We start from the raw sequence: 25,104 nt of genomic DNA, 5'->3' as shown, positions 1-25,104 counted from the left end.
CGTGCATCAGGACGGCGCTGGGCCTGTTGACGGGGCTGGGGACAAGCCTTCTCGGCCGAACCCTTGGCTACATGTCATGCGGATCACCTCAACGGTGCGGACCGAGGTCTTGTCAATGGCAGCGACATCTTCGGATAGCAGACTTCAAGCCGCGACATCTGTATCGAGCGCTGCCGTCGCAGGCGGGTCGGCCGCGACAGCCAGGAGGTTGTGAGGGCGCAGGTGGCACTTCCGCGCCATGTCGTACGAGCCTGGTGCTGTCCGCGGCCGCAGGTGAGCGTGTCCGCGTGCCCACTGCGGCAGTGCCGCTTGCCGGTCAGCGGCGGCTGGGGAAGTGAGGCACTCCAAGTTCAATCCAGCTCAGCTGCCTTGATCAAATTGACGGGCTTCGTATCGGGTTGCTTCAGGAGTGCAATGAACTCGTCCACGGTTGGTACGTGATCTGCCGCCCGAAGTGTCTGAGGTTCCTCCCAAGGTGGGATCTGGGACATGCCGCCAGCGCTCCTCGCCAGTCGCCGGTCATCTGTCGTCTGTCAGGTGTCAGGTGTCAGGTGTCAGGTACCAAGGCTTCAACTCTACTCTCGTGACGTCCATCTGGACTGCGATTAGTCAAGCGTGAAGGCGATCTCAGCGGTCTATACGGCCGCTCAGGATGCATACGGTTGTACTAGTAGACGACTTGTTCTGGAATCTCGTCGCTGGTGTCGAGCTCGAACCGAAGCCTCTGCGCCCACTGGAGGACATCTGAGTACTGGGCGCCATGGGTCGTAGAGTTGGTACCTGCTTTCCAGTCCGCGAGGATGGCGGCCTCTTCGATAGCCTGGACCCTTCTAGACGTCCTGCCAGGAAGTCGCAGCTCGGCGATGGCGTTGTCAACGAGATCGTCATAGGTTGTTGCCCGTCCTTCGGAGATCAGCCATCGGATCAGGGCCACCAACTCCTCGGAGCTGTACGTTGTGATCGCTCTACTACCTAACCGTGGTGGCCGTTGGGGACGAGGGCTCGTGACGCTCGGTTCTTGAGGGGTCGAGGTCGTCATGGTTGCGGATGGCGTGGTCGCCTTCGAATCGCGTTTAGTGATCTCCCAAGCCGCACCGTCAGCGTCCTCGGCGCTGTGCGAAACGCGTGGCAGGCCTTTGCCCCAGCTAAACCGGAGATCGGGGCACCTCAGGACCTGAACGTAGCCGCTTGTGGTGATCGCTACCTCCGCAGGCGAGCGGATGATCAGGAAAGCCTCGAAGGGGTCGAGGTCGGCTTGAACGCCGCGTACAGCTAGTGCGGCGCGAAGCTGGAGGAGGTGCTTAAGATCCACGCGATCTTTGGCTGTGACGCGCCTCTGAGATCGCATTTTCGGAGAGGAGGACGGCCTCGGCACCGGCTGAGGATCTCAAGATCTTCTTAGCTGCGCCTTCATGGTCCTCGATTGGATGAATCGACAGGGAGCGCCCTTCTCCCCAAACAAAACGGCTGTTGGAGACGAATGCCTCTATCTTGCCCGCTGTGGCTATCTTGACTTGGTGCGGTGCTGAGATGATCAATGTGGGCACCGCAGTGTTCAATCGACACTCGACGCCGCCGGCAATAAGCGTCTCCTGCAGGCTGTTGAGGTATGGCAACGCAGGTGACCTGGGGGTCGCGACACTCTTCAGTGACCGTGATGTGCGTGTCGGTCTTCTTGCCGAGGCGGAGGAGGAGCGGCGCTTGTAAGCGTCTACAACGTGATCCGGAAGGCGACCCCGGGGCGCCACCTGGTATCCGTTGTCGCGTGCCCACTGGCGGATCTCAGCTGACTTGGTTTGGTTGGAGGTGACGCCCGTGAGCTGTTGCTCGCTACTGACCGTCCCATCCGAGCGCGCGAGGGCCTTGAAGAGGTCATCCAGTGACGGAACCGCTTCCTTCTGTTCAACATCGCCGGTTGCGCTCGGCTCGCCAACAGTCATGTTGCTGCTCTCACTCGTAATGTCATGCTATGGGGGAGATGTGCCGTTTAGTATGGATCGGTCAACGTCCCTGGCGAATCTCGCTTGGCCTTTCATGGTTCTTCCGGTGTCAACCGTTCCAGCTGATACTGAGGCATACACCAGGGGCCCGACAGATTCCAATGCTGGTCGCACCCTGTAAACGTCTACTCGCATTGAGTGCTGTAGGCGGTATTTACGGTCGTCCGATAGGGGTAATAGCGACTATTGACGATGTCCCTATTGGCGACGTTGGGGCATTATCCCTGTAACTTTGTCTAACCGGCACGCCTTCGTGGTGTCAGTCGGTTCTGGTAGACCTTCAGCGTGCTTGGATCGTGTTGAAAGGAGGCGGGCATGAACTTCGGCCGCATGCTGGATGCACTTGCCACCGTCTCCAGCGATGATCGTGCTGATTGGATCGTTACATACGCTGCCGAGCTGGCGGCTCATGGCGGGGATGAGTCACTGGGTGACTTGCTGAAGATCTCGGTCTGTGAGCCCCTCGACATCCGTCGGTACTGTTCTACGGAGAGAGCGCGGGACATACTGCTTGCCAATTCTCTTCAAGATCGCCGCGTCTTGCTCTGGACCACCGTTCCGGAGCTCACAGGGTTGGCAAGCGGCGACCAGCGGACGCTCATGGATGTCTTGAACGCGCTTCTCGCCTCTCTGGTTGAGGGGGGCGTGCGTGATCGCGGTGAAGCGGTCCAGAACGATCCACATGCTACGTTGCATGATCTTCTGGAGCTGTGGGCCTCTTCGCTTGATGATCGTCAGCGCCTGATCCTTCGTCATCGCATGGCTCGCCGCGACCGCAGTCTTGATGACCTGGGCAACGAGCTTGGTGTCAGCCGCGCACGCGTTGGTCAGCTAGAGAAGAAGCTGGCCGACAACTTCGCTACATGGCGGCAGAGCCCCCCGGTTGCGGAGCGGATCGGCGAGTTCCATTGGCGGGTCTGCAATGGATCTTCACCGCTCATGACGTTCGAGGGTGTCTCGGCACGAGTTCCTGGGCTGTCGGATCTGGTTCACTCAGTCGGGCTTGAGCTGTCCAATTTCCTTGAGATGCTTCTGCCCGATCTCGATGTCGATGGTCCCTGGTTGGCGACCAAGCCGCTTTCAGATCTACGTGATGCGACCTTCTACTCAGCCATACACCCCGAGAAGCAGGCGGATGGCGGCCACGGCCTCGACAAACTCCAGGCGGAGCTGGGGCTGGATGACCATGCGTGGTCCTCGTGGCTTGAGTACTGCGGTCTCCGTAAGGCCGCTGGCATCGTGGTTCGCAAGGGCGCCTCACAACCCGAGCTCGCAGTCGCGGTCCTGGCCGCGGAGGGTCATCCATTGAGTGTGGAGGAGATCGCGGAGCGACTTCAGGTGGATGGCGTGCGATCTCTTCGAGGGCGTCTGCAGGCCGATGACCGCATCGCGCGTGTGGGCCCCAATTCCTATGGACTCCCTGAGTGGAACCTCGAGACGTATGAGGGCATCCGTGAGGAGATCGTGCAAAGGATTGAGCGCGGCGGTGGACGTGTGCTGCTGGCTGACGTAGTAGATGAACTTGTCGAGCAGTTCGGGGTGTCCGCGGCCAGTGTGCGTGCGTATGCGGCGCGACGGGAGTTCTCTCGTAGAGATGGATGGATCAGTCTGGCAGGGAGTGGAGACGATGGGCCAAGCCAGGCATCCCGCAAAATGCCGACTCCTGAAGGGACCCGTCGGTGCTTCTTCCTCAGGGGACAGTGGTGGTTCCGTGTAGACATCAACAAGGAGGTTCTGCGCGGATCGGGCTTTACGGCGCCACATGGCGTAATGGCATTGTTCCAAGTCGCAGAGGGGACTGAACGGGTCTTTGCTGCTCTGGCGCAGGAGATCCGCATCTCCTGGGCAGCACCTCAGCCGCAATTCGGAAGCATCCGTCCGCTGGTCACACAGCTTCGAGCCAAGATCGGAGATGTGGTCTGGCTCGCACCGACCGACCATGGCGCGATCCGGGCTCGGCTGGTTCGTGCCTGGAACAAGACCGATGATGACGAGATCGCGCTTCGGTCAGGTGTCCAACGGGGACTGAGTGGAGAGGACCTGCGATCGGCCGTAGCCGGCGCCCTTGCACTCTCTGTGCAAACCTCATGGGCTGCTCTCGTGATGGCCCTGCGTGCTCGCGGCGATCTTGACCTCGCCGAAATCGTGGAGGGCTACACCTTGAGTGAATCTTGTCGAGCGCTCGATTCTGTTCCTGATCTGGATGACTTCTTCGCTGCGCTCGGCGGCCGGTGATGGCTGACATGCTGCGCACCTTGACCCTCGAGGATAGTTACAGGAGCGACCGCAGCAACGTCGTAGGCGAGTTCTATGTCCCCTGCCTCTCACTCGCGAACCGATACGACCGAGCAGTTGGATACTTCACCAGCAAGTCTCTCGCACTGGTCGCTCGCGGGTTGGAAGGCTTCCAACGTAACGACGGTCGTATTCGCCTTATAGCCAGTCCGCATCTTACGGACGGCGACATCGATGAGATGCGGGCTGGTTACGCGTACCGGGAGATCATCGCCAAGGCGGTGCTACGTGAGCTGGACCCAGACACCGAGCGTCCTCGGAAAGAACTCGCCGGACTGGGGCTTCTCGGGCGTCTCATTGCCCAAGAGGCGATGGATGTGAAGATTGCCATCGTTCATGGCAGGGAAGGCCTCGCGCTCTATCACGAGAAGATCGGCCTCATCTCCGACAAGTACGGGGACACCGTCGCATTCACCGGTTCCATGAACGAGACCAGCTCCGCCCTCCTTGACAACTTCGAATCGATCCAGGTCTTCAGATCGTGGAACGAGAACGACAAGGGCAGGGTGGACATCCTCCGATCGGACTTCGATGAATTGTGGGCCGGACGCACACCAAGGCTCGAAATTCTTGACTTCCCCGCTGTCGCGAAGGAGCGGTTCGTCGCATTGGGTGAGCGCGCCGGCGAGTTGTCGAACGAGATCGAAGATCCTGAGCGGCTGGTCGTGTCCACCGATCTCACAACCTTGGGATGGGCGCGATTGCCGCATGATGTCGAACTGCGAGACTATCAGAAGACTGCGATAGCGAAGTGGCTGATGGCCAATGGTCGTGGCATGCTGCAGATGGCTACCGGCACAGGAAAGACGATTACTGCGTTGGCAGCGCTCGACCAGATGGGGCGACAGCTTCACACTCGCGATCTTTCCTTGGTCACGGTCGTGGTGGTCCCGCTCCTGGACCTTGTCGAGCAGTGGTCCACAGAACTTCGCAACTTCGGCGTTGTACCGATCAAATGCCGCGACCTGGCCGCGTCATGGGAGCCAGCGGCACGCAATGCGCTAGCGGCTCTTCGGGCTCGCCAAAAAGGTGGCATCACATTGGTGGTCACCAATGCCACCTTCCGCGCGGCAGCCTTCCAAGCGCTTCTTGCCTCCATCGATCTTCCTCTGCTGGTCATTGCCGATGAGGCACATCATCTAGGAGCAGAACATTTGCGGACGGCTCTGCCGGCACATGCCCAGTTCCGCCTAGCACTTTCCGCCACACCGGAGCGATGGTTCGATCCGGCGGGCACGGACGCCCTCAAGGACTACTTCGGGGACATTCTCATCGAGCTGGGTCTCAAGGAGGCGATCGACCTAGGGGCGTTGACGAGGTACAAATACCACCCCGTCCTCGTTCCCCTGGGCGATGACGAGGCAGAGCAGTACACCGAGCTCACGGTGAAGATTGGCGCGCTTATGAGATCGCAAGAGCCAGACTCTGTGAGTGAGGATGACAACTCACCGCTCGGAATGCTGCTAGGGATGCGGTCAAAGGTCCTAGGGCACGCTCGTGCCAAGATGCCGGCCCTTCGAGAGGCGCTGGAAAGACACCGGGACAGTTTCTTCCAGTTGATCTACTGCGCTGAGGGCGGAGCACCGCTGATTGACGGGGGGACCGGGCCACGCCAGGTCGAGCAGGTTATCGAGCTAGCGGGCAAGGAGTTGGGTCTCAGGGCTCATACGTTCACCTCCAGGGAGCACAAGCGGCAACGCCGAGATCTGCTCCGGTCGTTCGCGACTGGACGTGACCTGCAAGTTCTTGTGTCGATGCGCTGTCTGGATGAGGGGGTAGATCTCCCGGATGCTCGCGTGGCGTACATGCTCGCGAGCAGCACCAACCCTCGGCAGTTCATTCAACGCCGTGGCCGGATCCTTAGAAGGGCGCCAGGGAAGGGCCTCGCAGAGGTTATCGACTTCGTGGTGACACCCCCGCAGGACCCTGCCTTGTTCGAAATCGAGCGTCGGCTCTTCCGGCGAGAGCTGGCTCGATGCGTAGAGTTCGCCGGATACGCGGAGAATCACGGGGAAGCCCTCGCCAAACTGAGGGAACTGCGCGATTATTACCAGCTTCTTGATGTGTGAAGGGTGGAGAGCAGCCAGTGAGCGACCAGAACGAGCGCGAGATCGTCGGTCGTATCTATGCGGAACTAAGCGATGAGGCGAAGAAGCTTGTCGTGGACGTTCTGACCTTGGAGAAGGAGAACCTGCATCTGGGAGACACCGCGACGGTAACGCGCAACGTGAGCGACCAGATCATCCGGAGGGTTGAGGGCATCGTCAAGTGAAGCTGCTGTCGATCGAGCTCGAGAACTTCAGACCGTACGGCGGGCGGAACCGCATCTCGTTCGCTCAGGAGCCGGGGCATAACGTCACGCTGATATACGGTACCAATGGTGGCGGTAAGACGACCTTGCTCAACGCCTTCACCTGGGCTCTCTATGGGCGTCTCAGCGCAGATGTCGAGCAGCAGGACAGACTGATCAACAATCGGATCTGGCAGGAAGCCCGCCCCGGTTCGTCGGTGGACATGTCGGTGACCGTTGAGTTCGAACATGAAGGCCGCACTTACACTGCGCGCCGGTTTCTCACAGCGGAGAAGCAGAATTCGGACCAACGCTTGCCCAAGGCGCAGCTCCTTCTCCTCGAGCGTGACGACAGGGGTGTCACCAAAGAGCTCAAGAGCGCCCAGGGACACATAGACAAGATTCTTCCCGAGCGCCTGAGCAAGTTCTTTTTCGTCAACGGTGAGCGCATCGAGCAACTGGTTCGAAAGGAGGCCTACGCTGAGATTCAGCATGCGATCAAGACGCTCCTTGGCTTGGAGCAGCTCGAGCGAGCTCTCAAGCACCTCCCCACCGCAGCGAACAAGCTGCGTCACCAGCTGAAGTCCGAGGGGGCCAACAGCGAGCTCGCCGAGCGCCTGACCGCTGAGATCGACGCCGTCTTCAAGGAAACGGAAGAGAAGAAGAAGGAGAAAGAGTCTCTCAACACAGAAGTTCAGCATCTGAAGGACGAGATCGAGCTGCTCGCGGCACGTCTTAAATCCCTGGACGGTGCCAAGCAACTTCAGCTGGAGCGTGAGCGCCTGGAACGGGAACGTGCGAGCGCCCATGAATCACTGCGCAAGCTCGAGGACGAGCGATCTCGGGTGCTCGCAGACTCCAGTTATCTGGCCTTCCTACCTGATCTGCCTGAGAAGATCATCGCGGCCTGTGACGCGCTTCGGGAGCGTGGTGAGCTGCCGGCACCGTTGAAGCGCACGTTCATCGAAGACCTTCTCATAGAGGGCGAGTGCATCTGCGGTACCCACCTCACCGAAGGCTCGCGCGAGCGAGCTGCACTGGAGACGTGGCGTGAGCGCGCCGGCCTTGCCGAAGTGGAAGCGGCATGGAACCAACTGCGCGGTGCGGTGGCCGGCTTGGAAGAGCGGCGTCGTGGCACGATGGATCGGTTGGCGGAGACGGATCGCCTAATTGGGGAGGCATCCGACAAAGAGCGCATGTTAGTGGAGCAGCTCAACGAGGTTTCCATCGAGATCAAGAAGTTGCCGCAGGAAGACATCAGTGCAATCGAAGTGCGACGCAGCAAGATGATCGACAAGTTGAGCGAGACGAGCAGACGCCTCGGCACGATCGACGAGCATCTCGACTACCTGGCCAACCAGAAAAAGCAGAAAGAGGAGCAGGTCGACAAGATTCAGGTCAAGGACGAGAACAACCAGCGCATCCAGCGCCGGATCGCCGTAATCCGAGAGACCGAGACCGCGCTCCGGCAGATCCTTGAGCTCTTGTCCGACAGCATCCGCCGCCGTCTGGACACCCGTATCCGAACCCTCTTCAAGCAGGCGTCGCTGAAGAACTACGAGCCGGAGCTGACGTCGGGATTCCAGCTGGAGTACTGGGAGCAGGTAGGCGACGAGAAGGTCCCGGCCCCCAAGTCCACTGGTGAGAACATGCTGCTCTCGCTCTCCTTCGTCGGCGCCGTTGCGCAGGAGTGCCGCGACGCTGCCACGAATCCGAACCCCTTCTTCGGAGGCGTCGGCGGTGAGTATCCAATTGTCATGGACGCGGTGTTCGGCAACCTGGACGATGACTACCGTCGGCAGATCGCCAGATTCCTCCCGGAGATGACGTCCCAGGTGGTGGTTCTGTCCAGCAAGGCCCAAGCCGAGGGGGTCGCCGAGAATTCGCTACATCCGCGCGTGGGCAAGCAGTATGTGATTACGACCCATACGACGAAGAGTGACCTGCAGGACGTTACGGAGAAGATCGCTGTGAACGGGAGAGAGTACCCGTACCAGGTGCTGGGGTCCTCCTTCGACGGCGCGGAGTTCACTGAGGTGGCGCAATGATGACGAGCCCTAGTGAGCAGCGAGTTCGTCGGCCCAAGGGACACGAGAGCCTGATTCAACAGCTGAGCAAGGACGGCGACGGTCCATTCACCAGTATGGCCGCGACCCTGCTCTTCGCAGCGTCCGTCGGCTACGCCCAAGAGCGTAGGGAGCAGTTCAGTGAGACCGGGGAACCCATTCGGTACGAAGTCTTTCGCCGCTCTCCGACTGCCGAAGCATTCATCGACTCCCTTGGGGTCATGGAGCACCCTGGCGACGCTTCCATCCTGAGTGAGGAGCGCCTCGGGGAGCGCGTCACAATCTTCGAAGAGTATGCAAACGGTGGTCTCAACTACATTCAAGGCGAGATCAACGCGAGCAAGTCACGGGTTATGGACGTGCTATTGGAGATGGTACGACGAGCTGATCGGGATCAGAGGTCCGGAGGGCTTCCCCCAGAGCTAGGCCAATTCTTCAGCCCTCCGGAGTTCTGAAGCCCATGATGGGCATGTGACTCTCACAGAGCAGACGGGCGGTGCTTGGGAAACCGAGCGCCGCCTGACCGCGATCGGTAGAACGGGACTTTCCGTACCCGCACGTCAGGCTGTGGCGGATCAGCAGATCACGTCTGACTCGTCGGTCCTGGACTATGGGTGCGGACGCGGGGATGACATCCGGGCTCTACAGGGCATTGCCATGAGGGCGGTCGGTTGGGACCCCCATTATCACCCCGAAGGCAGCCTCGACCCATCGGATGTCGTGCTGCTTACGTATGTCCTCAACATCATCGAGGACCCGGAGGAACGGCGTCGTACGCTCGTCAAGGCATGGGAACTTGCCAAGGAGACCTTGGTGGTCTCCACTCGACTCACCTGGGAGAAGTCCAAGGTCAAGGGCACGGGATTCGGCGACGGGGTCCTTACCAGCCGGCGGACATTTCAGCACCTGTTCAGCGCTGGCGAGCTCCGAAGCTACGTGGAGGACGCCACAGGCGTCCGGTGCGTCTCTGCGGCTCCCGGAATCGTGTACGCGTTCAAGCGCGACGAGGCGCGCCTGGGCTATCTGGCTCGTCGGATCGCACCCGCGGCCATCTGGCTGGCCTCTGACGACGCGGCATCGGCGATCGCCTCCGTAGTCGACTACACAGAGCGACGCGGGCGAGTGCCGCGCATAGAGGAGATGCCTGCGCAGATGGCGGAGCTCCTAGCCCATTTGAACACTGCAGAACTGCAGCGGATCGTCCGGGTGTCGGCTGATCCAGAAAAGGTCGCAGAAGGTGCGAAGAGATCCACCTTGACCACGCTGCTGTTCCTCGGGGTGGAGCTGTTCAACGGGCGTGGCCCCTTCGGATGTCTCCCCCTTTCCGTGCAGCTCGACGTGAGAGCGTTCTTCAGTTCCTACAAGGAAGCATGCATGCGGTCCGATCGTCTGCTGCTCAAGCTGCGCGATGATGCCTATGTCCGCGGTGCGATGAACGGGTCAAAGGTCGGCAAGCTCACGCCAACAGCCCTATACGTGCATCGCCGGGCGATTGATCACATGCCCGTTGTGCTGCGCCTGTATGAGCACTGCGCTTCGCTCGCGGCAGGACGTCCACAGGAGTGGACCCTGGCCAAGCTGCGCCATCAGGGTAGGGGAGTGAGCTGGCTGGACTATCCGGAGTTCGACACGGATCCGCATCCGCGGCTGCGATCGTCCTATATGGTCGATCTCGCCACATTCAAGACCTCGCATATGTCCTACGAGCAGTCGGAGAACAGGCCGCTACTCCATCGCAAACATGAGTTCCTTCACCCGGATGACCTCGATGTCCCGAAGTATCGGCGACTTACCGATAGCGAGCTGCGAGCAGGCCTATACGCCAATCCCCATCTCATTGGGACAGAGCAGGGCTGGGAGGCCGAGCTGGTCCGCTGCGGCCGCCAGCTCCGTGGTCACCGCCTGATCAAGAGGAACTGACCGGTGCGATGCCGGCTTGGTACTCGGCGATGATGCTTGCGAACTCGTCGACGTCCAGTGCCTGAGCCTGGTCGGGGAACCAAGAGAGGCGCAGTCCATTGCTGGCCTGTTCTTGGGGTAGCCCCATCGCCGCGAGGACATGGCTTGGGGTGTATGACGCACTGGTACAGGCGGATCCGGTGGCCACCGCGGCGTAGTTTTTCAGCTGCAAGATCAACGCCTCCGTGTCCACACCCTCGAACGACAGATTGAGGATGTGCGGGACCACGTGCTCTTGGTCGCCATGGAGGTTGAACCGGGTCTTGCCGAGTCCCTCCAGCAGACGGGCGCGGAACTCGCTGGCCGCTTGCAGCCACTGCGTACGTTCGCTTTCGAACACCTCAAGGGCTTTGGACAGGCCCATGATGAGCGGAACTGGAAGTGTGCCGGGGCGGAGCTTGCGCTCCTGGCCGCCTCCGTACATCAGCGGGGTCAGCGGCACGGAGTCCCGCCCGCGGCGTCTGATGAGCAGGCCGCCCACCCCCTTGGGCGCTCCGATCTTGTGCCCACTGAAGCTGACGAGATCGATTGGTGCACGAAGGTCGTCTGGCAGCTTGCCGAAGCCCTGAGCCGCGTCAACATGAAGATAGGTGGCAGTGGAGCGGAGATGCTCCGCCAGCTCGGCGACTGGCTGGATGATGCCGGTCTCGTTGTTGACCTGCATGACAGACACAAGCAGCGTGTCGGGACGTAGCCGTTCCAGTACGGCTTCCGCACTCACACGACCGGACGGCCCCGGCTCGATCAGTTCGACCTCGAAACACTGTGACTGTAGGTGCTCCAGTGGCTCCAGTACAGCCTTGTGTTCAATTGCGGTGCTGACGATGTGACGGCGTTCACTCTTCGCACCGAAGGGAGCAAGACCGAGGATGGCGATGTTGTTGCTCTCGGTTGCGCCGCTGGTGAAGATCAACTCATCCGGGCGGGCGGAGAAGTGGGCTGCGATGCCTTCACGAGCGCGGGCTACTGCCCTCTTGGCGCGAGTTCCGTACTCATGGGTACGCGAGCCCGCATTGCCGAAGTCTTGGGACATCCAGTGCAAGACGACCTCGGCGACTTCGGGGAGTACCCTCGTCGTTGCAGCGGCATCCAGGTAGGCGACCACGTGCACACCATCTCTCATAATTGTTGCCCCAGGTCACGTGTGTACGTTAAAACGCACACGTACTTACGGTACCGTGGACCGCGTGGGATCACACGCGCTGGCCCAGCAAGGCGGAGACGCCACAACCGCGGGCTTCGAGTACATCTTCCCAGCGATCCGCGGTGTGCAGGCAGGGCGTGAGTATTACGTATCGATGTGTCCGTTGCGCCTCATCCCCAAGATCTTCTTGTTTGATGAGGACGAGCTCGCGCCGGAGGTGCGGGCACAGCGCGTGCTGAACAAGGGGCGAGTCCCAGCGCTTGCGCGGTACATCCTGGAGAACCCTGACGACTACGTCTTTTCTGCGCTAACCGCCTCAGTCGATGGCGCCATGCGCTTCGTGGGGGTGTCGGATCAAGGCCCAGGCTTGCGGGTCGGTCAGTTGCACATCCCGATGGCCTCGCGCTTCTTGATCAACGATGGCCAGCACCGGCGTGCAGCGATCGAGGCGGCACTCAAGGAGAACCCGCCACTCGGCGACGAGACCATCGCCGTCGTCTTCTTCCATGACGCTGGCCTCGAACGCAGCCAGCAGATGTTTGCTGACCTGAACCGCCATGCCGTGCGGCCGGCCCGCTCCATAGGCGTCCTCTATGACCATAGGGATGAGCTCTCCCAGCTGACACGACTCCTTGCGCTGAAGTGCCCGGTGTTCCGCAACTTCGTTGAGATGGAGAGCAGCAACCTCTCAGCGCGATCGCGCAAGCTCTTCACGCTCAGTGCCCTGTACTCGGCGATGAGCGCCCTTCTTCAAGGGCTGGAGCTGACTGGCGGCAAGGACACGGAACGCCTGTCGTGGGACTACTGGGAAGCTGTAGATGATCTCATCCCAGACTGGGGAGAGGTGCGAAGACGATCTCTGTCCGCCTCGGAGATACGTAAGCAGTATCTACACACGCATGGGATCGCACTTCATGCGCTAGGGCTACTCGGGAACACACTGCTCCGCGATTCGCTTGATCCAGAGGAGTGGAAGCCGCGGCTGGCGCGGCTTCGGGACGTGGACTGGTCACGCACCAATCCTGATTGGGAGGGACGCGCGATCATCGGCGGCCGCGTCTCGAAAAATCACCAAAATGTCGTACTTACCGTGAATTATCTACGCAAGCAGCTCGGTCTCGAACTGACTGCCGATGAGCAGCAGGCAGAAGACGCCTACCAGCGAGGAGAGCGATGAGCACCCCGACGCGCAGTGCCGTCATGCTGAACACGCCCACCCGGCGCGCCGTCCCCTTTGAGAGCCAAGGCGGGCTCGCCGCCGTGCTGAATGAGCTGACCGCAGAGATCCGTGAGCTATACCTGGCCGATCAGGTCCCTTGGGTCGTGGGCTACAGCGGTGGCAAAGACTCCACCGCGGTGCTTCAACTTGTGTGGATGGCGCTACAAGACCTAGAGCCCCATCAGCGCACCAAACCGGTCTACGTCATCAGTACGGACACCCTCGTTGAGAATCCGGTCGTTGCTGCTTGGGTCACCCAATCGCTGGAGACCATGCGTAAGGCGGCAGAGAAGCAGCAGCTTCCTATCCAGCCGAATCGGCTGGTGCCTGATGTGAAGGACACCTTCTGGGTCGGCTTGATCGGTAAGGGATACCCCGCGCCGAAACCGAAGTTCCGCTGGTGCACTGAACGCTTGAAGATTAAGCCGTCTAACTCTTTCATTCGCCGAGTCGTGCACGACCACGGTGAGGCAATTCTGGTCCTGGGCATCCGTAAGGCCGAGAGCCAGGCTCGCGCCCGAGTAATGGAGCGCCACGAGAAGCGACGTGTCCGTGACCGACTCTCGCCAAACGGCAACCTCCCCAACTCCCTCGTCTATAGCCCTGTTGAGGCATGGAGCAACGACGAGGTCTGGACGTTCTTGATGCAGCAGTCCAACCCCTGGGGGCATCCGAACAAGGATCTCCTCACCATGTATCAAGGAGCCTCGAGCGACGGAGAATGCCCACTCGTGGTGGACAACACCACTCCTTCCTGCGGCGACAGCCGCTTTGGGTGCTGGACGTGCACCCTTGTCGACAAGGACAAGTCCATGTCGGCGATGATCCAGAACGACGAGGAGAAGGAGTGGATGCTTCCGCTCCTGGAGCTGCGCGACGAGCTCGACGCTCCCGACGACAGCCACCTGCGTGACTTCCGGAAGATGAACGGCACGATTCAGCTCTTCCACGATCGCAACGTTCCTGGACCGTACACACAAAAGGCTCGTGAGGAGTGGCTCCGAAAACTCCTTAATGCCCAGACGTGGATTCGGCAGAATGCTCCAGAACATGTGCGGAACATCGAACTGATCACGATGGATGAGCTGCACGAAATCCGACGCATCTGGGTCTTCGAGAAGCATGAGGTCGAGGATTCGCTACCCCACATCTACAAGCAGGAGACGGGTGAGGACTTCCCCGGTGGTCCGCTCGACCAGCACCTCGCAGTGGCCGCGGATGAGGTGGAGCTGCTTCGTGAGGTCTGCGACGGAGATGACCTGCACTTTGAGACGATGCGTGAGCTACTTGCGGTCGAGCGGAAATTCCGTACGATGACTCGTCGCTCCGGGCTCTTCGAAGCACTTGAGAAGGCAATCAAGAAGGGCTACTACACGGATGAGGAGGACGCGGTCGAGCTAGCCAAACGCAATCAGCAGAATAAGATCGCTCCTACCCTTCTGGGATTGGAAGAAGAGAGCACCGATGCTCCTGCATGAGATCACTCTCGAAAACTTCGGAGCGTACCACGGCAAGCAGGTCCTCTCTCTGAATCCCAAGCCTGGTAAGCCGATCATCCTGATCGGCGGCCTCAACGGCTGCGGGAAGACGACGCTGCTAGATGCTATCCAACTCGCGTTGTATGGCTCCCGGGCACGGTGCAGCGGTAGGGGAAACCGTTCCTACGACGCGTTTCTCCGTGACAGCGTGAACCGTCAGGCAGTGCCTAAGCAGGCAGGCGTGAAGCTCTGGTTCTCGACCACGGTCGAAGGGGAGCAACGTCATTACCGGATTGAGCGAAACTGGTCCATCGCGGGAAAGACTCTCCGCGAGTCGCTGGCGGTCTTTGTCAACGGCGAACACGATAAGGCCGTCAGTGACACATGGGCGGACTATGTAGAGGATCTTCTACCGTTGGAAGTCGCATCCCTCTTCTTCTTTGATGGCGAGAAGATCGAATCGCTTGCTGATCCTGAGCGGGCGGCTCCAGTCATCGAGTCGGCGGTTCAATCGCTCCTAGGGGTCAGCACGGTCGAACAGCTGCGAACCGACCTACTTGCTCTTCAACGGCGCCAGAAGGTGAGTCGAGAGGACAAGGCCGCACTCGAGCTGATCGCCACCCTCGAAGCTCAGCTTGAGGAAAACGAGGTGGCCAGAGCAGATGCGCTTCAGCGGGTCGCTTCCGCAAAGGCTGGTCTCCTACACGAGAAGAAGGAGCTGAAAGCTGTCGAGGCTGCGTTCGCCAAGGAGGGGGGGGACCTCTTCCGCCGTCGGGCGGAGCTAGAAGCACAGAGTGCGCACGCGAAAGGTCGGCTCGAAGCTGTAAGCGCGACCCTTGCCAACACCGTCGCGTCAGGACCGCTCCCACTTCTCCTCCTCAAGGATCAGCTGGAAGCTCTGCGTGCGCAGGTGGCTCGAGAGGAAGATGCGGTCCGCGCGGAGCAGCTACTCGACGTCCTGCACATGCGGGACAAGGAGATCCTCTCGCTACTGGGTAACGGCATACCAGGTGTTCAGCTTAAGCAGATCAGCCAGTTCATGGAAGAGGACCGTGCCCAACGTGCAGCTGACGCGGGCGTTCCTAGACTGATTCAGATGTCGGCGACAGGCATTCAGCAACTCAACTCTCTTGACCAAGTCCTTAAGAGCGAATCACAGCATGCGCAAGAGCTGCTTACTGAGTCTGGAGAGCTTAGAGCGCAGCTCGACGCGCTGGATCGGCAGTTGGCCGGCGTTCCAGCAGAAGACGCGATCGCTGACCTGATCGCCCGACAGGACAAGGTCCGTCAGCGCGTGGAAGACCTCGAGAGGGAACTGCGCGCAACGGAGGAAGATCACGCCGCACGTGTCCGTGAACACACGCAGCTTCAGGCAGCCCGCGAAAAGGCATATGCCAAACGAGCTAAGGGACTGGCCGAGATCGAGCACCGCGCCCGTGTGGTTTCATACTCCGACCGCGCTCGTAATACTTTGGACAGGTTTGGCGAGCTCCTGCTGCAACGTCATATCAGTCGTTTGGAAGTCGCTGTACTAGACAGCTTCAATCGCCTAATGCGTAAGGACGGCCTGGTCAAGGACCTGCGTATCGACACTAGCAAGTTCACCTTGACCTTGATTGGCGCGGACGGTGAGGACCTCAACCCGGCACGTCTGAGCGCAGGTGAGCGCCAGCTCCTGGCGGTATCCCTCCTTTGGGGCCTAGCTCGCGTAGCGGGCAATAGGCTCCCGAGCGTCATCGATACTCCGCTTGGCCGGCTGGATAGCCGGCACAGACAGAATCTTGTTGAGCGTTACTTCCCGCAAGCAAGCCACCAGGTGCTTCTGCTGTCGACAGACGAAGAGATCGATGATGAGCTGCTGCAGCGTCTCATTCCGTCGATCGCCCAGACATACACACTGGTCCACGATGACACGACGTTCACAACCACGATCGAACGCGGCTACGGATGGGGGAAGACTCGGTATGTCGCTTGACACAGTCCGCTTGTCTCAACCGGCCAAGGATCAGTTGATCAAACTTAAGCGAGTCACCGGTATAAAGAACTGGAACGTTCTGTGCCGCTGGGCCCTAGCTGTGTCTTTGCAGGACGAAACGCCCCCGTTGGTGCGCGATGTTGTCACCGACTCCAACATCGAGATGTCTTGGCGAACTTTCGCTGGAGCTTACGGGGATATCTACATGGCGTTGATTAGATCCCGGTGTCTTCGTGATGGCAGCGAACCGACTGAAGAAGCTTGCGGCAGGACTCTCGTCACTCACTTGCATCGCGGCATTGGGTATCTTGCAGGACGACGTGACCTTAATTCTGTGGACGATCTGATGAAGGCTGTTGTCCCTTAGCTCCGGAAAGGCAGTGGTCTACGCCCCTGCTTCATTTGGCGGGAAGGCAGGAGGTGTTCGTCCCTGAACTAGGAAGTAGCCTGGACTGGCGATCTGAGGGCCCTGTGTATGAACCAAGACCGATGCCGAGATTCTCGAACGGCTCGCCGGATATTTGAACAGAATTCCTCACTCAGAAGACTAACCAGGTAGAGCTCGTGCCGGGCACGATTCGGTGTTCCTGCCAAGCATCATGGTCCGACACCACTACCCGTGCAGGTCAGGGATGAGCCGGGTGAGCTGTTCGCCGACGCGGAGTTCGCGGCGGCGTTCGCAGCGGAGGGTAAACCCGGCTGGTCACCGGGCAGGCTGGCGTTGATCAAGGTGTTGCAGCGGGCGGAGAACCTGACCGACCGGCAGGCCGCCGAGACCGTGCGAGCGGACCTGAGCTGGGAGGGAGGATGCCTTGGGGCTGGCGTTGGATGATCTCGGGTTCGATGCGAGTGTCAGGCCCATCTCCACGAGCTTGGCCAGCAGCTGGTCCGGAGCTCCCTGATCACGTGGGTGGCGTCGGTACGCTGCTTTCCACCCATCCCAATCACGCTACCGCGCCTGGGTCGACTCCTGGCGGTTGCCGGTCTCGGAGACGAAGCGCGCCGAGCTTGCGCGCGCCTACGGCGCCGACGGTTGTGCGCCGTGCTCCCCGGTCTGGCTGCGGAATCTGCCCGCGGTGCAGGCGCTGCGGGTCATGTTGATCCAAAACTATGCGCGTACCGACCGCAAGGGGCGGGAGGTGGTCCAGCGGCGGCGCTCCCTCGAAGACGATGGAGAAGGACTGCCGAGGGCAGAGTACGGCTGATCTCCCCTACGATGTCGACGTCCGGTGGGCGGCCAAAGGCGACGACTTGTCCTGAAACGCTACAAACTGCACATCAGCGAGCTCTGCCACACCCCCCCGACACGAACGGCAAGACCATCGTGCCGCCCAACCTGATCAGGAACGTCGCCACCACGGACGCGACCGTGCCGACGCCAGCCCCTCACGGACGAGTCGGTGAGTCGTACGCTTGTGATCCACCTTCACGAGGCATCGGCTATCTGGCAGGGAACAAAGACATGCGATCGACCCAAGAGCTGGTGACCTCCGCTGCGGAGTAGTGGGGTAGGCGCAGTCATGGAGGCCGGATATCCGACGACATTGTGGGATATACCCCGGCCTCTTTCGGTGACTGCTGGGGTTGGTCCCGCCATGAATACGCTGATCAACAGGTGTGAGCGAAGAAATTGCCCGGATTGTTAGTCCTGTCCCCTACACTCGGCATCGAAGTGGCAATATCTTCGGATGATCTGCATCTGTAACGGTCCACACGTAGTCGGGAGACCAACGCTGTTGGGGTATGCACACAAGACGTACGGCCCCCTGGTCAGCTTGGAGTCGAGGCCAGGGCGAGGCGGCACCCAGTGACGGACAGTTCCTTTCTGAACCATTTTTCCATGCTGGACGTAGACCAAGCTCCGGAGAGTCCTGGACTCTACGCTTGGTATGTCAGCTTTCGTGCCGGCCCGCACGACTGGAAGATTAAGCCCAGTGCCGATGGAGACCAGGCCATTGAGGGCTTCTTGAACCTGCTCCGCAAGTACGCTGGTTACTATGAGCCCCTGCCAATCGATCTGAGCGGCAGAGGATCGTACGGAGCAAAATGGGAGGGCTCTCTGGAGTTGGACTACCCTCTTCGTGAGCCCGCAGAAGGCGGTCAGACCGGGGATGACGACTCACTGCAGCGCCTCGAAACGCTGATGAGTTCCCTCGACACCGAGGAGCGGCGCCGGGTGATGTCAACCATCCTTCAGAAGGCGTCTCCCGTGTTCTCCACCCCTCTCTACATCGGGGTCGCAACGAACCTGCAGGAACGGCTTCGCAAGCACCGTCTGGATTACACACGGACCCATGACTGGCTGCGTGAGCACCCTGAGGACGCGGAGACCATCCGGGGCCGGGGGAAGAACTTCGGCCAGCGTGCCGCGGCCCGGAACATTGCGATGGAACACCTCGAAGCCTGGGTCATTGACCTGGCCGACGAAGAGAACGACGAAGCAACGAAGAAGCACCTACGGAACACGGCCGAGTCAGCCGAGTGGCTCCTGCATCGGCTGTACTCACCGATTCTGGGAAGGCAGTAAGTGATGTTCGGCTCAGGTACCAAGCTCACGTTCCGTGACTGTGTGCAGGGCACGTGGGGGAGCTTCTCCACGCCGGCCGGCCGGGTGGACTACATCATGACCAAGGCCCGGCTCGGAGACGACGCCGACGACCCGGAACGTCAGCTCACCAAGAGCTTGTCCCCGGTCCGGGAAGTCATGGAGGCCGGGGACCTGGACTTCAACCAGCTCCTGCAACGCGACTTGGATGACCACCGAGTTGCAGTCAGCCTGATCCCGTACTTGCTGAAGCCCCAAGCGACTGGACCTGCGTTCTTCCCTCCGATCGTGGCGGTGTTGCTGCCGTTCCGCAACAAGCGCCCATCGCGCTTTCCGGTCTTGGACGCGCCGACGGTGGTCGAAGATGACGGCGCCAGGTGGCAGCAGGAACAGGCGGGGACCTCGTTCCAGGTGCAACGGCTCCTCGGCGGAAATGATCGGCTGCACCCAGCGAACGTCGGCAAGCTGTGGTGGAACAGGACCGAGTCGCAGCTAGTCGTTTTGGACGGCCAGCATCGTGCAATGGCGCTGCTCGCTGTCGAGCGCACGACGACGAATAGCTGGCAGAACTCTCCCGGCGCGAGATTCAGGTCATTCTACGAAAACCAGGTCAAGCAGGCGCTGCAGGACATCAGTCATGGCGAACTGGACCTGAGCAAGGTCGAGGTACCGGTTACTGTCTGCTGGTTCCCTGACCAGGCCGGCGAGGACGCCAAGCCGCACGAGGCCGCACGCAAGCTCTTCGTGGACGTCAACAAGGAGGCACGCCCTCCATCCGAGTCGCGCATCATCCTGCTGTCCGATGCCGAGTTGAGCAATGTGCTGACGCGGCGGCTGCTTAGCGAGCTCCGGAATGGACAGGACGAGTCCTATCTGCCCCTGTACGCGGTCGAGTATGACAACCCGGAGGTCAACTCCAGCCGCCCAGCTCGCTGGTCGGTGCTGACGAACATCAACCTCCTGAAGACGACGGTGGAGCGTTGCGTGTTTGGTCCGCCTAAGTACCTCAAGGATGTGACCTTGAGGTTCGGGAGTCGTCAGAGCCCTGCTGAGCAGGACGCATTCATGCGCGAACAGCTGGATTTGACCAGCCTTTTCCCAGCCCAGTTCGAGGACGGTGGCTTCACCTACCAGCGGGAAAGCCTCGGCAACTCCGAGTTCCCCATCGGCCAGGTGGACACGATCAGCGACCGGTTCGCCGAGACGTGGGGACGCGGCATACTCACGGTTCTGTCGAAGACAGCCCCGTACGCCGCCCACGCGAAAGCGCTGACCCGTTTGAAGGACGACTGGCATGTCGACGACACCGGGTTGACCCTCGCTCACGATGCACTCTTCAGTGGTGTCGGCGTCTTCTGGACGTTGCGGGACAGCTATGAGCACTACCAGGAAAAGAAGGCGCTCGGCGCGAAGACCACCAAGTCGGATGTGATCAAGGCTTGGGAGGCCCTGAAAGTACGCGAGGAGAGCTTCGAGACTTACCGAGCGGTGGAGTTCCTGGAATCCGGTAAGCCTGAGGCCCTCAAGAAATCTAAGGCCGCCTACGCAGTGTTCAACACACATGCCTGCCAGCTCGGTTTGGTGCTGACCCTTGGCTCGCTGTGGCAACTTCGTAAGGAGCAGCCTGGCGGCGCGGACACCAAGGATCTGCCCGCATTTGCCGACGCGTTGGTGAAGGGCTGGAACGCGTACTTCTCCCAGGATCAGGGTAAGGCGAAGGACCGCAGGCTCGCGTTCAACAAGGCTGAGGTCAACCATCCGCTGAACCAGATTGGGAATATGGACACTGCGCAGTCGGTGTTCTTTCGATACTTCTGGATGCAGGCACTCGACACTCCGGCTGCCTGGGAGCACATCGCGCCGTGGTTTCCCGATCGTTCCGGCTTTGATCGGATGATCAGCGCTGCCCGTGAGCTGTACCTGAAGCTGTGTACCGACCAGCAACTCAAGGCTCTGAAGATCAGCAAGCCAGGCTCTGCCGAGGCAAAGCTCCGCGTCGAAGCTCAGCAGGCGGCCAGCAATTCGATCAAGCGGGCGCTGAGGGACTGGTTCTACCTGTCTGAGGACACGTACGAATCCTGGCTCTCATCACTTGCAAAATCGCCGGCAGCTCTTACTGATGACGAGATCTCCTCCGACAACGACGCGTCGATCGTTGAGGACGACGACAGTACGTCCGAGAATGTTCCGGTCACCAGCCTTGAAGATCTCATCGGCGACTGACTTGATCAGAGGAATGGTCTTTGATCGAGCTTCACTTGCCTCTGGGGGAGCGGGGCCGATCCCGGACCTGCGGCAGCAGTTCAATTCAATGCCGTGATGTGGCGGTTCCGTACTGGTAGCCTGTGGCGGGATCTGCCCGCCGAGCCACGGGCCGTGGTCCACCGCCTATGACAGGTTTCGGTCGTGGGCGAGGGCGGGCGTCTTTGAGCAGCTGATGCAGGGATGATCCCCGAGGCTGCACGTCCGCGTCGTCGATGCGGTCACCGGAGAGCTTCTGTGCGAGCTGACCATCGACCCCACTCGCGGCTACCAGCCTCAGGCAAAGGCGGAAACGAAGAAACCCCCGCACCCGTAGGTTCGAGGGTTTCCGATGTCCTGAGACATCACACTCGGTTGCGAAACGGAAGCAATAACCGTCTAAACGCAAAGGCCCCAGCCCACTCGCCCGGGCGCTGTAGATCTCGGGCGCATCCGTGATCTCCGGGATGCTGCGGAAACCGATGCCCTTGTTGCCAATGCCCTCCCCAACGGTCTTCTCGGTCAGAGCGAATTTGCAGATCGCCTCGACTCGCGGCCAGGTGAAGGGGATTCCGCCGTTGGCGACATAAAGCGTCCCATAGGACCCTTCGCTTGCGTCCAGGAGTATTCGTATGCATCCGTCGGAACGGTCGGACGGGTGGGCGTCATGCCCGTTCTGCAGCAGTTCAAGAAGGAATCGTCCTGAATAGTCTCGGGCGCTACTGAACGTCGCCGATCTCAGCTGCAAATCCGGTTGCCAGGTCTGCGTGGCCTCCCACTCCCTGAGCACGGTCCGGGCGTAACACCGCGGGGAACTCGTCGACTTGCCCGGCCTCGTGCAGAAGGTGGCTCAGCGCGCCGGTCTGAACTTCGCCGACCGGATCGTGTGCCTGCTGTGCGGGCTGGGCCGCGGCAAACTGCTGAACCGCGCGTCGTTCTTCCAGCTGTACGAGGCGCGTAAGGGTCGGGCTCGCGGCCTGCCTATCCACGCCACCGCGCACGAGGACCTGCTTATCTTCACCAAGCCTCATCCGCTCAAGAACGCTTCGACCATCCAGAGGGCTGCCTGATCCAGCTGAGGGGCTCACGCGGCCCGCTGGCAGCGTCTGGATGCTGACGGCAGACGCGGCTGGTGGGGAGCCGCCAGCCCACGACGAGCCGACCACGGAAGCTTTGGACCCCGCGTTCGCCGCCACGCAACCGGACTTGACGACATGGCCAGAGGCGGTGGTCCATATCCCTGCCCCTGACGGTCTGGGACACCCGCTATGCGGGTGATCGCCTGCGGTACACGGCGGGCTTGCAGCTCGGCTGGCTGCTGAGCGCGCCTCCGCAGGACTTCATCCAGTTCGTCCTGGTCAACAGGCACGCGCCGGCCTGCTGCGTTGACCGCCGAGAAGGAGTGATCAAGGAAGTCCCGAACGTCGAGCCTGCACCGACTGCACCTGCGTCGGCATCAAGGCCCAACGCGCCAACCACAGCGCCCTCGCCTGGCCACATCCACCAAGACGTCCACCAGGCGAGGGCCATCCCACACCAGACCACTGGAGAGGACGGATCCCATCTTGCACGAGCTTGCCTGTTCCAGCGCCAAAACGAGAATGACCGATCGACTCAACTACCCCGATAGCGACGATTGGGCGGACCAGATCAAGCGGATCGGTGTCTCTCGCCGACCCGTTCACCGCCATGGAATGGGCGTCCACCTCGGTCGAGCCTCAGGCAGGCTGCTGCACCGCGACGCCCCTATCCATAAGCCGGGCGGTGTAGCGCCCGGAATCCGGCCCGCCTTTCGCTGTCCGGCTGCGAGGAAGGGCCACTGCACCACTGTCTGCCTTGCGACCCCGGGCGGTGGTCGATGATCAGACGTGACGAGCTGCTGACCATTCCCCAGGTCCTCGAAGAACTGGGCGTGTCCCGCCGTACCTTCTACCGCTGGCGCCAGCTCGGCCGCGCACCGATCTGCGTTCAGCTCCCCAACCTCGAGCTCCGCGTCTGGCGGAGTGACCTCACGGCATGGCTCGACTCGCGACGGGAGGCGGCGTGAAGACCACCTACTACGTTCAGCTCGGCCAGATCCAGCAGCGCACCAACCGCGGCACGCCCGCCTACATAGCGCGTTGGCGAGTGGCGAGCAAGGACAGGTCCAAGACCTTTCGAACCAGGGGGCTGGCCAGCGCCTTCATGTCCGACCTGCGTCAGGCGGTCAAAATGGGGGAGGAGTTCGACATCACCACTGGTTTGCCAGTGTCGATGCTTGCGGCGAAGACATCGGGGCCGTCGTTCCTGGAGTTCGCTCAGGCGTATTTTCTCCGGCGGTGGAACATCTTGGCGGCCAGGACTCGCGAGACCGAAGCATACGCACTCCTGACGCTAATCCCTGCCCTGGTAGCCGACGCGCCACGGCCTCCTGCTGCGGAGGAACTACGCGAGGTTCTCAGGACTCACATCCTCCTCCCCGAGAGCAGGCGAACTAGCCTTTCCCCGTCTCAAGCTGCGGCGTTGAGTTGGCTGGAGAGAGCGTCCCTTCCGCTGTCGGCCCTGGGGGAGGCGAACATCCTTCGCACAGCTCTCGACGCCATCTCAATCACTTTCGCCGGTGGCCCGGCGGGGGCGAACTCGGTACGGCGCAAGCGCGCTGTCCTGCATCACCTCCTGGAGCACGCGGTGGAGCAGAAGGTGTTCGGCAGCAACCCGCTGGACGAAATCAAGTGGACAGCGCCAAAGGCCGTCACGGTCATCGATCCGCGTACGGTGGTCAACCCGGCCCAAGCGAGGCAACTTCTCGCCGCCGTCCCCAAGGTGGGGCGCAAACGAGGTCCCCGGCTCAAGGCCCTCTTCGCCTGCATCTACTACGCGGCGCTCCGGCCGGAGGAGGCGGCGGACCTGCGGCTGAGCAACTGTGCCCTGCCCGAGAAGGGCTGGGGTCAGATCGTCCTGGAGAGGGCACGACCCCAGGCAACAAACGCTGGACAAACTCCGGCGAGACACACGAGTCCCGCAGCCTGAAGCACCGCGCGGACAAGGAGACGCGGGAGATCCCGATCCCGCCAGTCCTGGTCGCCATGCTCCGCGAGCACATCGCCGAGTACGGCACCGCAGAGGACGGGAGGATCTTCAGCACGGGCACCGGCGGTACCTACTCCAGTTCGGCACACTCCTACGTCTGGCAGGAGGCCCGCAAACTGGCGCTTACCCCGGAACAGGTCGCATCATCTCTGGCCGCGCGACCGTACGACCTCCGCCACGCGGCGGTCTCACTCTGGCTGAATGCGGGTGTTCCGGCCCCTGAGGTCGCGAAACGCGCCGGTCACAGCGTTGACGTGCTGCTGCGGGTCTACGCCAAGTGCATCGACGGCCAACAAGAACAGATCAACGGAAAGATCAACAACGCGTTGGACACATAGCTCACATTTATCCGCCTTCGGCCCTGGCACAACCAGGGCCGACCCCACCTGGCGCTGCCCTATTCCGCACGTTGCCGCCAAACTTCCCGCCCTGTGCCACACTGGCACCCACGCGCAGAGAGAGGGGGAGACCTCTCCCGCATTCCGATGGTGGGTAACAGCTCTGCCCGGCTCAATACCATCGCGAGTGAAATCCTCACCCTGGATGGCCAGATCCCCGTGCCGACAAGCTCATCGAAGGCTCCATCTGGGCAGTTGGACCAACATCGCCGCCACCAACCACTACCGCAGCCACCCCGCCGACGGTCTTCAGCTACTCGGTTTCACAACATGAGAACGCCTGCGTGGTGATCCGCGGCTAGGGCCTGTCTCGAAGTGTTGATCAACGGCGTGTCGTAGCCGGATAAGCAAAGAGGTCTCCGGTAAAGGGTTCAACGACCAAGAAGAACCTGTACCCGGAGACCTCGTGGCCACCTTAGCGGTGA

Annotated in this window: 21 protein-coding genes; 17 read left to right on the top strand and 4 right to left on the bottom strand. The window is 61.0% G+C overall.

The window, feature by feature from the left end:
* Positions 1-667: 667 nt before the first annotated feature.
* Positions 668-1,312: a hypothetical protein gene (locus HTZ77_RS38960; RefSeq protein ID WP_175594789.1), complete on the bottom strand. Its 645-nt coding sequence runs from the start codon at positions 1,310-1,312 to the stop codon at positions 668-670.
* On the bottom strand, positions 1,302-1,940 hold the full coding sequence (locus tag HTZ77_RS38955) for an Lsr2 family DNA-binding protein (protein WP_175594788.1): 639 nt from the start codon (positions 1,938-1,940) through the stop codon (positions 1,302-1,304). Before HTZ77_RS38955 ends, HTZ77_RS38960 begins: the two co-directional genes overlap by 11 nt.
* A gap of 375 nt (positions 1,941-2,315) precedes the next feature.
* On the opposite strand from HTZ77_RS38955, the gene HTZ77_RS38950 reads away from it, so the two are divergent.
* The 6 genes from HTZ77_RS38950 to HTZ77_RS38925 are packed head-to-tail and all read left to right on the top strand — an operon-like array spanning position 2,316 to position 10,571.
* Positions 2,316-4,235: a sigma factor-like helix-turn-helix DNA-binding protein gene (locus tag HTZ77_RS38950; RefSeq protein WP_175594787.1), complete on the top strand. Its 1,920-nt coding sequence runs from the start codon at positions 2,316-2,318 to the stop codon at positions 4,233-4,235.
* 8 nt (positions 4,236-4,243) lie between these two features.
* On the top strand, positions 4,244-6,364 hold the full coding sequence (locus HTZ77_RS38945) for a DEAD/DEAH box helicase family protein (RefSeq protein WP_205304517.1): 2,121 nt from the start codon (positions 4,244-4,246) through the stop codon (positions 6,362-6,364).
* Between the two features lie 17 nt (positions 6,365-6,381).
* Complete coding sequence (locus tag HTZ77_RS38940) at positions 6,382-6,567, top strand: hypothetical protein (RefSeq protein WP_175594785.1); 186 nt, start codon at positions 6,382-6,384, stop codon at positions 6,565-6,567.
* Entirely contained in the window at positions 6,564-8,633 is a 2,070-nt protein-coding gene (locus HTZ77_RS38935; RefSeq protein WP_175594784.1) for an AAA family ATPase, read from the top strand. Before HTZ77_RS38940 ends, HTZ77_RS38935 begins: the two co-directional genes overlap by 4 nt.
* The gene (locus tag HTZ77_RS38930) at positions 8,630-9,106 is read left to right on the top strand and encodes a DNA phosphorothioation-associated protein 4 (protein WP_175594783.1); all 477 of its coding nucleotides are present in this window, start codon (positions 8,630-8,632) and stop codon (positions 9,104-9,106) included. Before HTZ77_RS38935 ends, HTZ77_RS38930 begins: the two co-directional genes overlap by 4 nt.
* 16 nt (positions 9,107-9,122) lie before the next feature.
* Positions 9,123-10,571: a DNA phosphorothioation-associated putative methyltransferase gene (locus tag HTZ77_RS38925; RefSeq protein WP_175594782.1), complete on the top strand. Its 1,449-nt coding sequence runs from the start codon at positions 9,123-9,125 to the stop codon at positions 10,569-10,571.
* On the opposite strand, the gene dndA is transcribed toward HTZ77_RS38925, so the two are convergent.
* Positions 10,558-11,715: a cysteine desulfurase DndA gene (dndA, locus tag HTZ77_RS38920; protein ID WP_175594781.1), complete on the bottom strand. Its 1,158-nt coding sequence runs from the start codon at positions 11,713-11,715 to the stop codon at positions 10,558-10,560. The two genes, HTZ77_RS38925 and dndA, sit on opposite strands and share 14 nt — an antisense overlap.
* Positions 11,716-11,797: 82 nt before the next feature.
* On the opposite strand from dndA, the gene dndB reads away from it, so the two are divergent.
* From dndB to HTZ77_RS38885, 7 genes are all read left to right on the top strand, one after another.
* Complete coding sequence (dndB, locus tag HTZ77_RS38915; RefSeq protein WP_175594780.1) at positions 11,798-12,931, top strand: DNA sulfur modification protein DndB; 1,134 nt, start codon at positions 11,798-11,800, stop codon at positions 12,929-12,931.
* A complete protein-coding gene (gene dndC / locus HTZ77_RS38910; RefSeq protein ID WP_235995803.1) occupies positions 12,928-14,451 on the top strand; it encodes a DNA phosphorothioation system sulfurtransferase DndC in 1,524 nt (507 codons plus the stop codon). Before dndB ends, dndC begins: the two co-directional genes overlap by 4 nt.
* Entirely contained in the window at positions 14,438-16,426 is a 1,989-nt protein-coding gene (gene dndD / locus HTZ77_RS38905; protein ID WP_175594779.1) for a DNA sulfur modification protein DndD, read from the top strand. Before dndC ends, dndD begins: the two co-directional genes overlap by 14 nt.
* Positions 16,359-16,793, top strand: coding sequence for a DNA sulfur modification protein DndE (dndE, locus tag HTZ77_RS38900; protein WP_328809030.1), 435 nt, complete (start codon positions 16,359-16,361; stop codon positions 16,791-16,793). The genes dndD and dndE overlap by 68 nt, the downstream gene beginning before the upstream one ends.
* Positions 16,794-17,045: 252 nt before the next feature.
* On the top strand, positions 17,046-17,258 hold the full coding sequence (locus tag HTZ77_RS38895) for a transposase (protein WP_205304515.1): 213 nt from the start codon (positions 17,046-17,048) through the stop codon (positions 17,256-17,258).
* Positions 17,259-18,266: 1,008 nt separating this feature from the next.
* Complete coding sequence (locus HTZ77_RS38890; RefSeq protein ID WP_175594777.1) at positions 18,267-18,953, top strand: hypothetical protein; 687 nt, start codon at positions 18,267-18,269, stop codon at positions 18,951-18,953.
* A 3-nt stretch (positions 18,954-18,956) separates the two neighbouring features.
* A complete protein-coding gene (locus HTZ77_RS38885) occupies positions 18,957-21,194 on the top strand; it encodes a ParB N-terminal domain-containing protein (protein WP_175594902.1) in 2,238 nt (745 codons plus the stop codon).
* A gap of 85 nt (positions 21,195-21,279) precedes the next feature.
* Here HTZ77_RS38885 and HTZ77_RS48885 read toward each other — a convergent pair whose 3' ends face one another.
* Positions 21,280-22,002, bottom strand: coding sequence for a sacsin N-terminal ATP-binding-like domain-containing protein (locus HTZ77_RS48885; protein ID WP_407940639.1), 723 nt, complete (start codon positions 22,000-22,002; stop codon positions 21,280-21,282).
* A 34-nt stretch (positions 22,003-22,036) separates the two neighbouring features.
* Between HTZ77_RS48885 and HTZ77_RS38880 the strand changes: the two genes are divergently transcribed.
* The 4 genes from HTZ77_RS38880 to HTZ77_RS47010 all read left to right on the top strand — a co-directional run bounded on the left by HTZ77_RS38880 (position 22,037) and on the right by HTZ77_RS47010 (position 24,619).
* The gene (locus tag HTZ77_RS38880; protein ID WP_175594776.1) at positions 22,037-22,282 is read left to right on the top strand and encodes a hypothetical protein; all 246 of its coding nucleotides are present in this window, start codon (positions 22,037-22,039) and stop codon (positions 22,280-22,282) included.
* 788 nt (positions 22,283-23,070) lie between these two features.
* On the top strand, positions 23,071-23,259 hold the full coding sequence (locus HTZ77_RS38875) for a helix-turn-helix transcriptional regulator (protein ID WP_175594775.1): 189 nt from the start codon (positions 23,071-23,073) through the stop codon (positions 23,257-23,259).
* The gene (locus HTZ77_RS38870) at positions 23,256-24,221 is read left to right on the top strand and encodes a hypothetical protein (RefSeq protein ID WP_235995802.1); all 966 of its coding nucleotides are present in this window, start codon (positions 23,256-23,258) and stop codon (positions 24,219-24,221) included. Before HTZ77_RS38875 ends, HTZ77_RS38870 begins: the two co-directional genes overlap by 4 nt.
* A 56-nt stretch (positions 24,222-24,277) precedes the next feature.
* Positions 24,278-24,619, top strand: a complete 342-nt coding sequence (locus HTZ77_RS47010; RefSeq protein WP_235995801.1) for a site-specific integrase — start codon at positions 24,278-24,280, stop codon at positions 24,617-24,619.
* Positions 24,620-25,104: the final 485 nt, after the last annotated feature.

Source organism: Nonomuraea montanisoli, from assembly GCF_013363975.1.
GTDB lineage: Bacteria > Actinomycetota > Actinomycetes > Streptosporangiales > Streptosporangiaceae > Nonomuraea > Nonomuraea montanisoli.
Note: the sequence above shows the minus strand (reverse complement) of the source record. Positions and strands in the feature narration are given on the sequence as shown.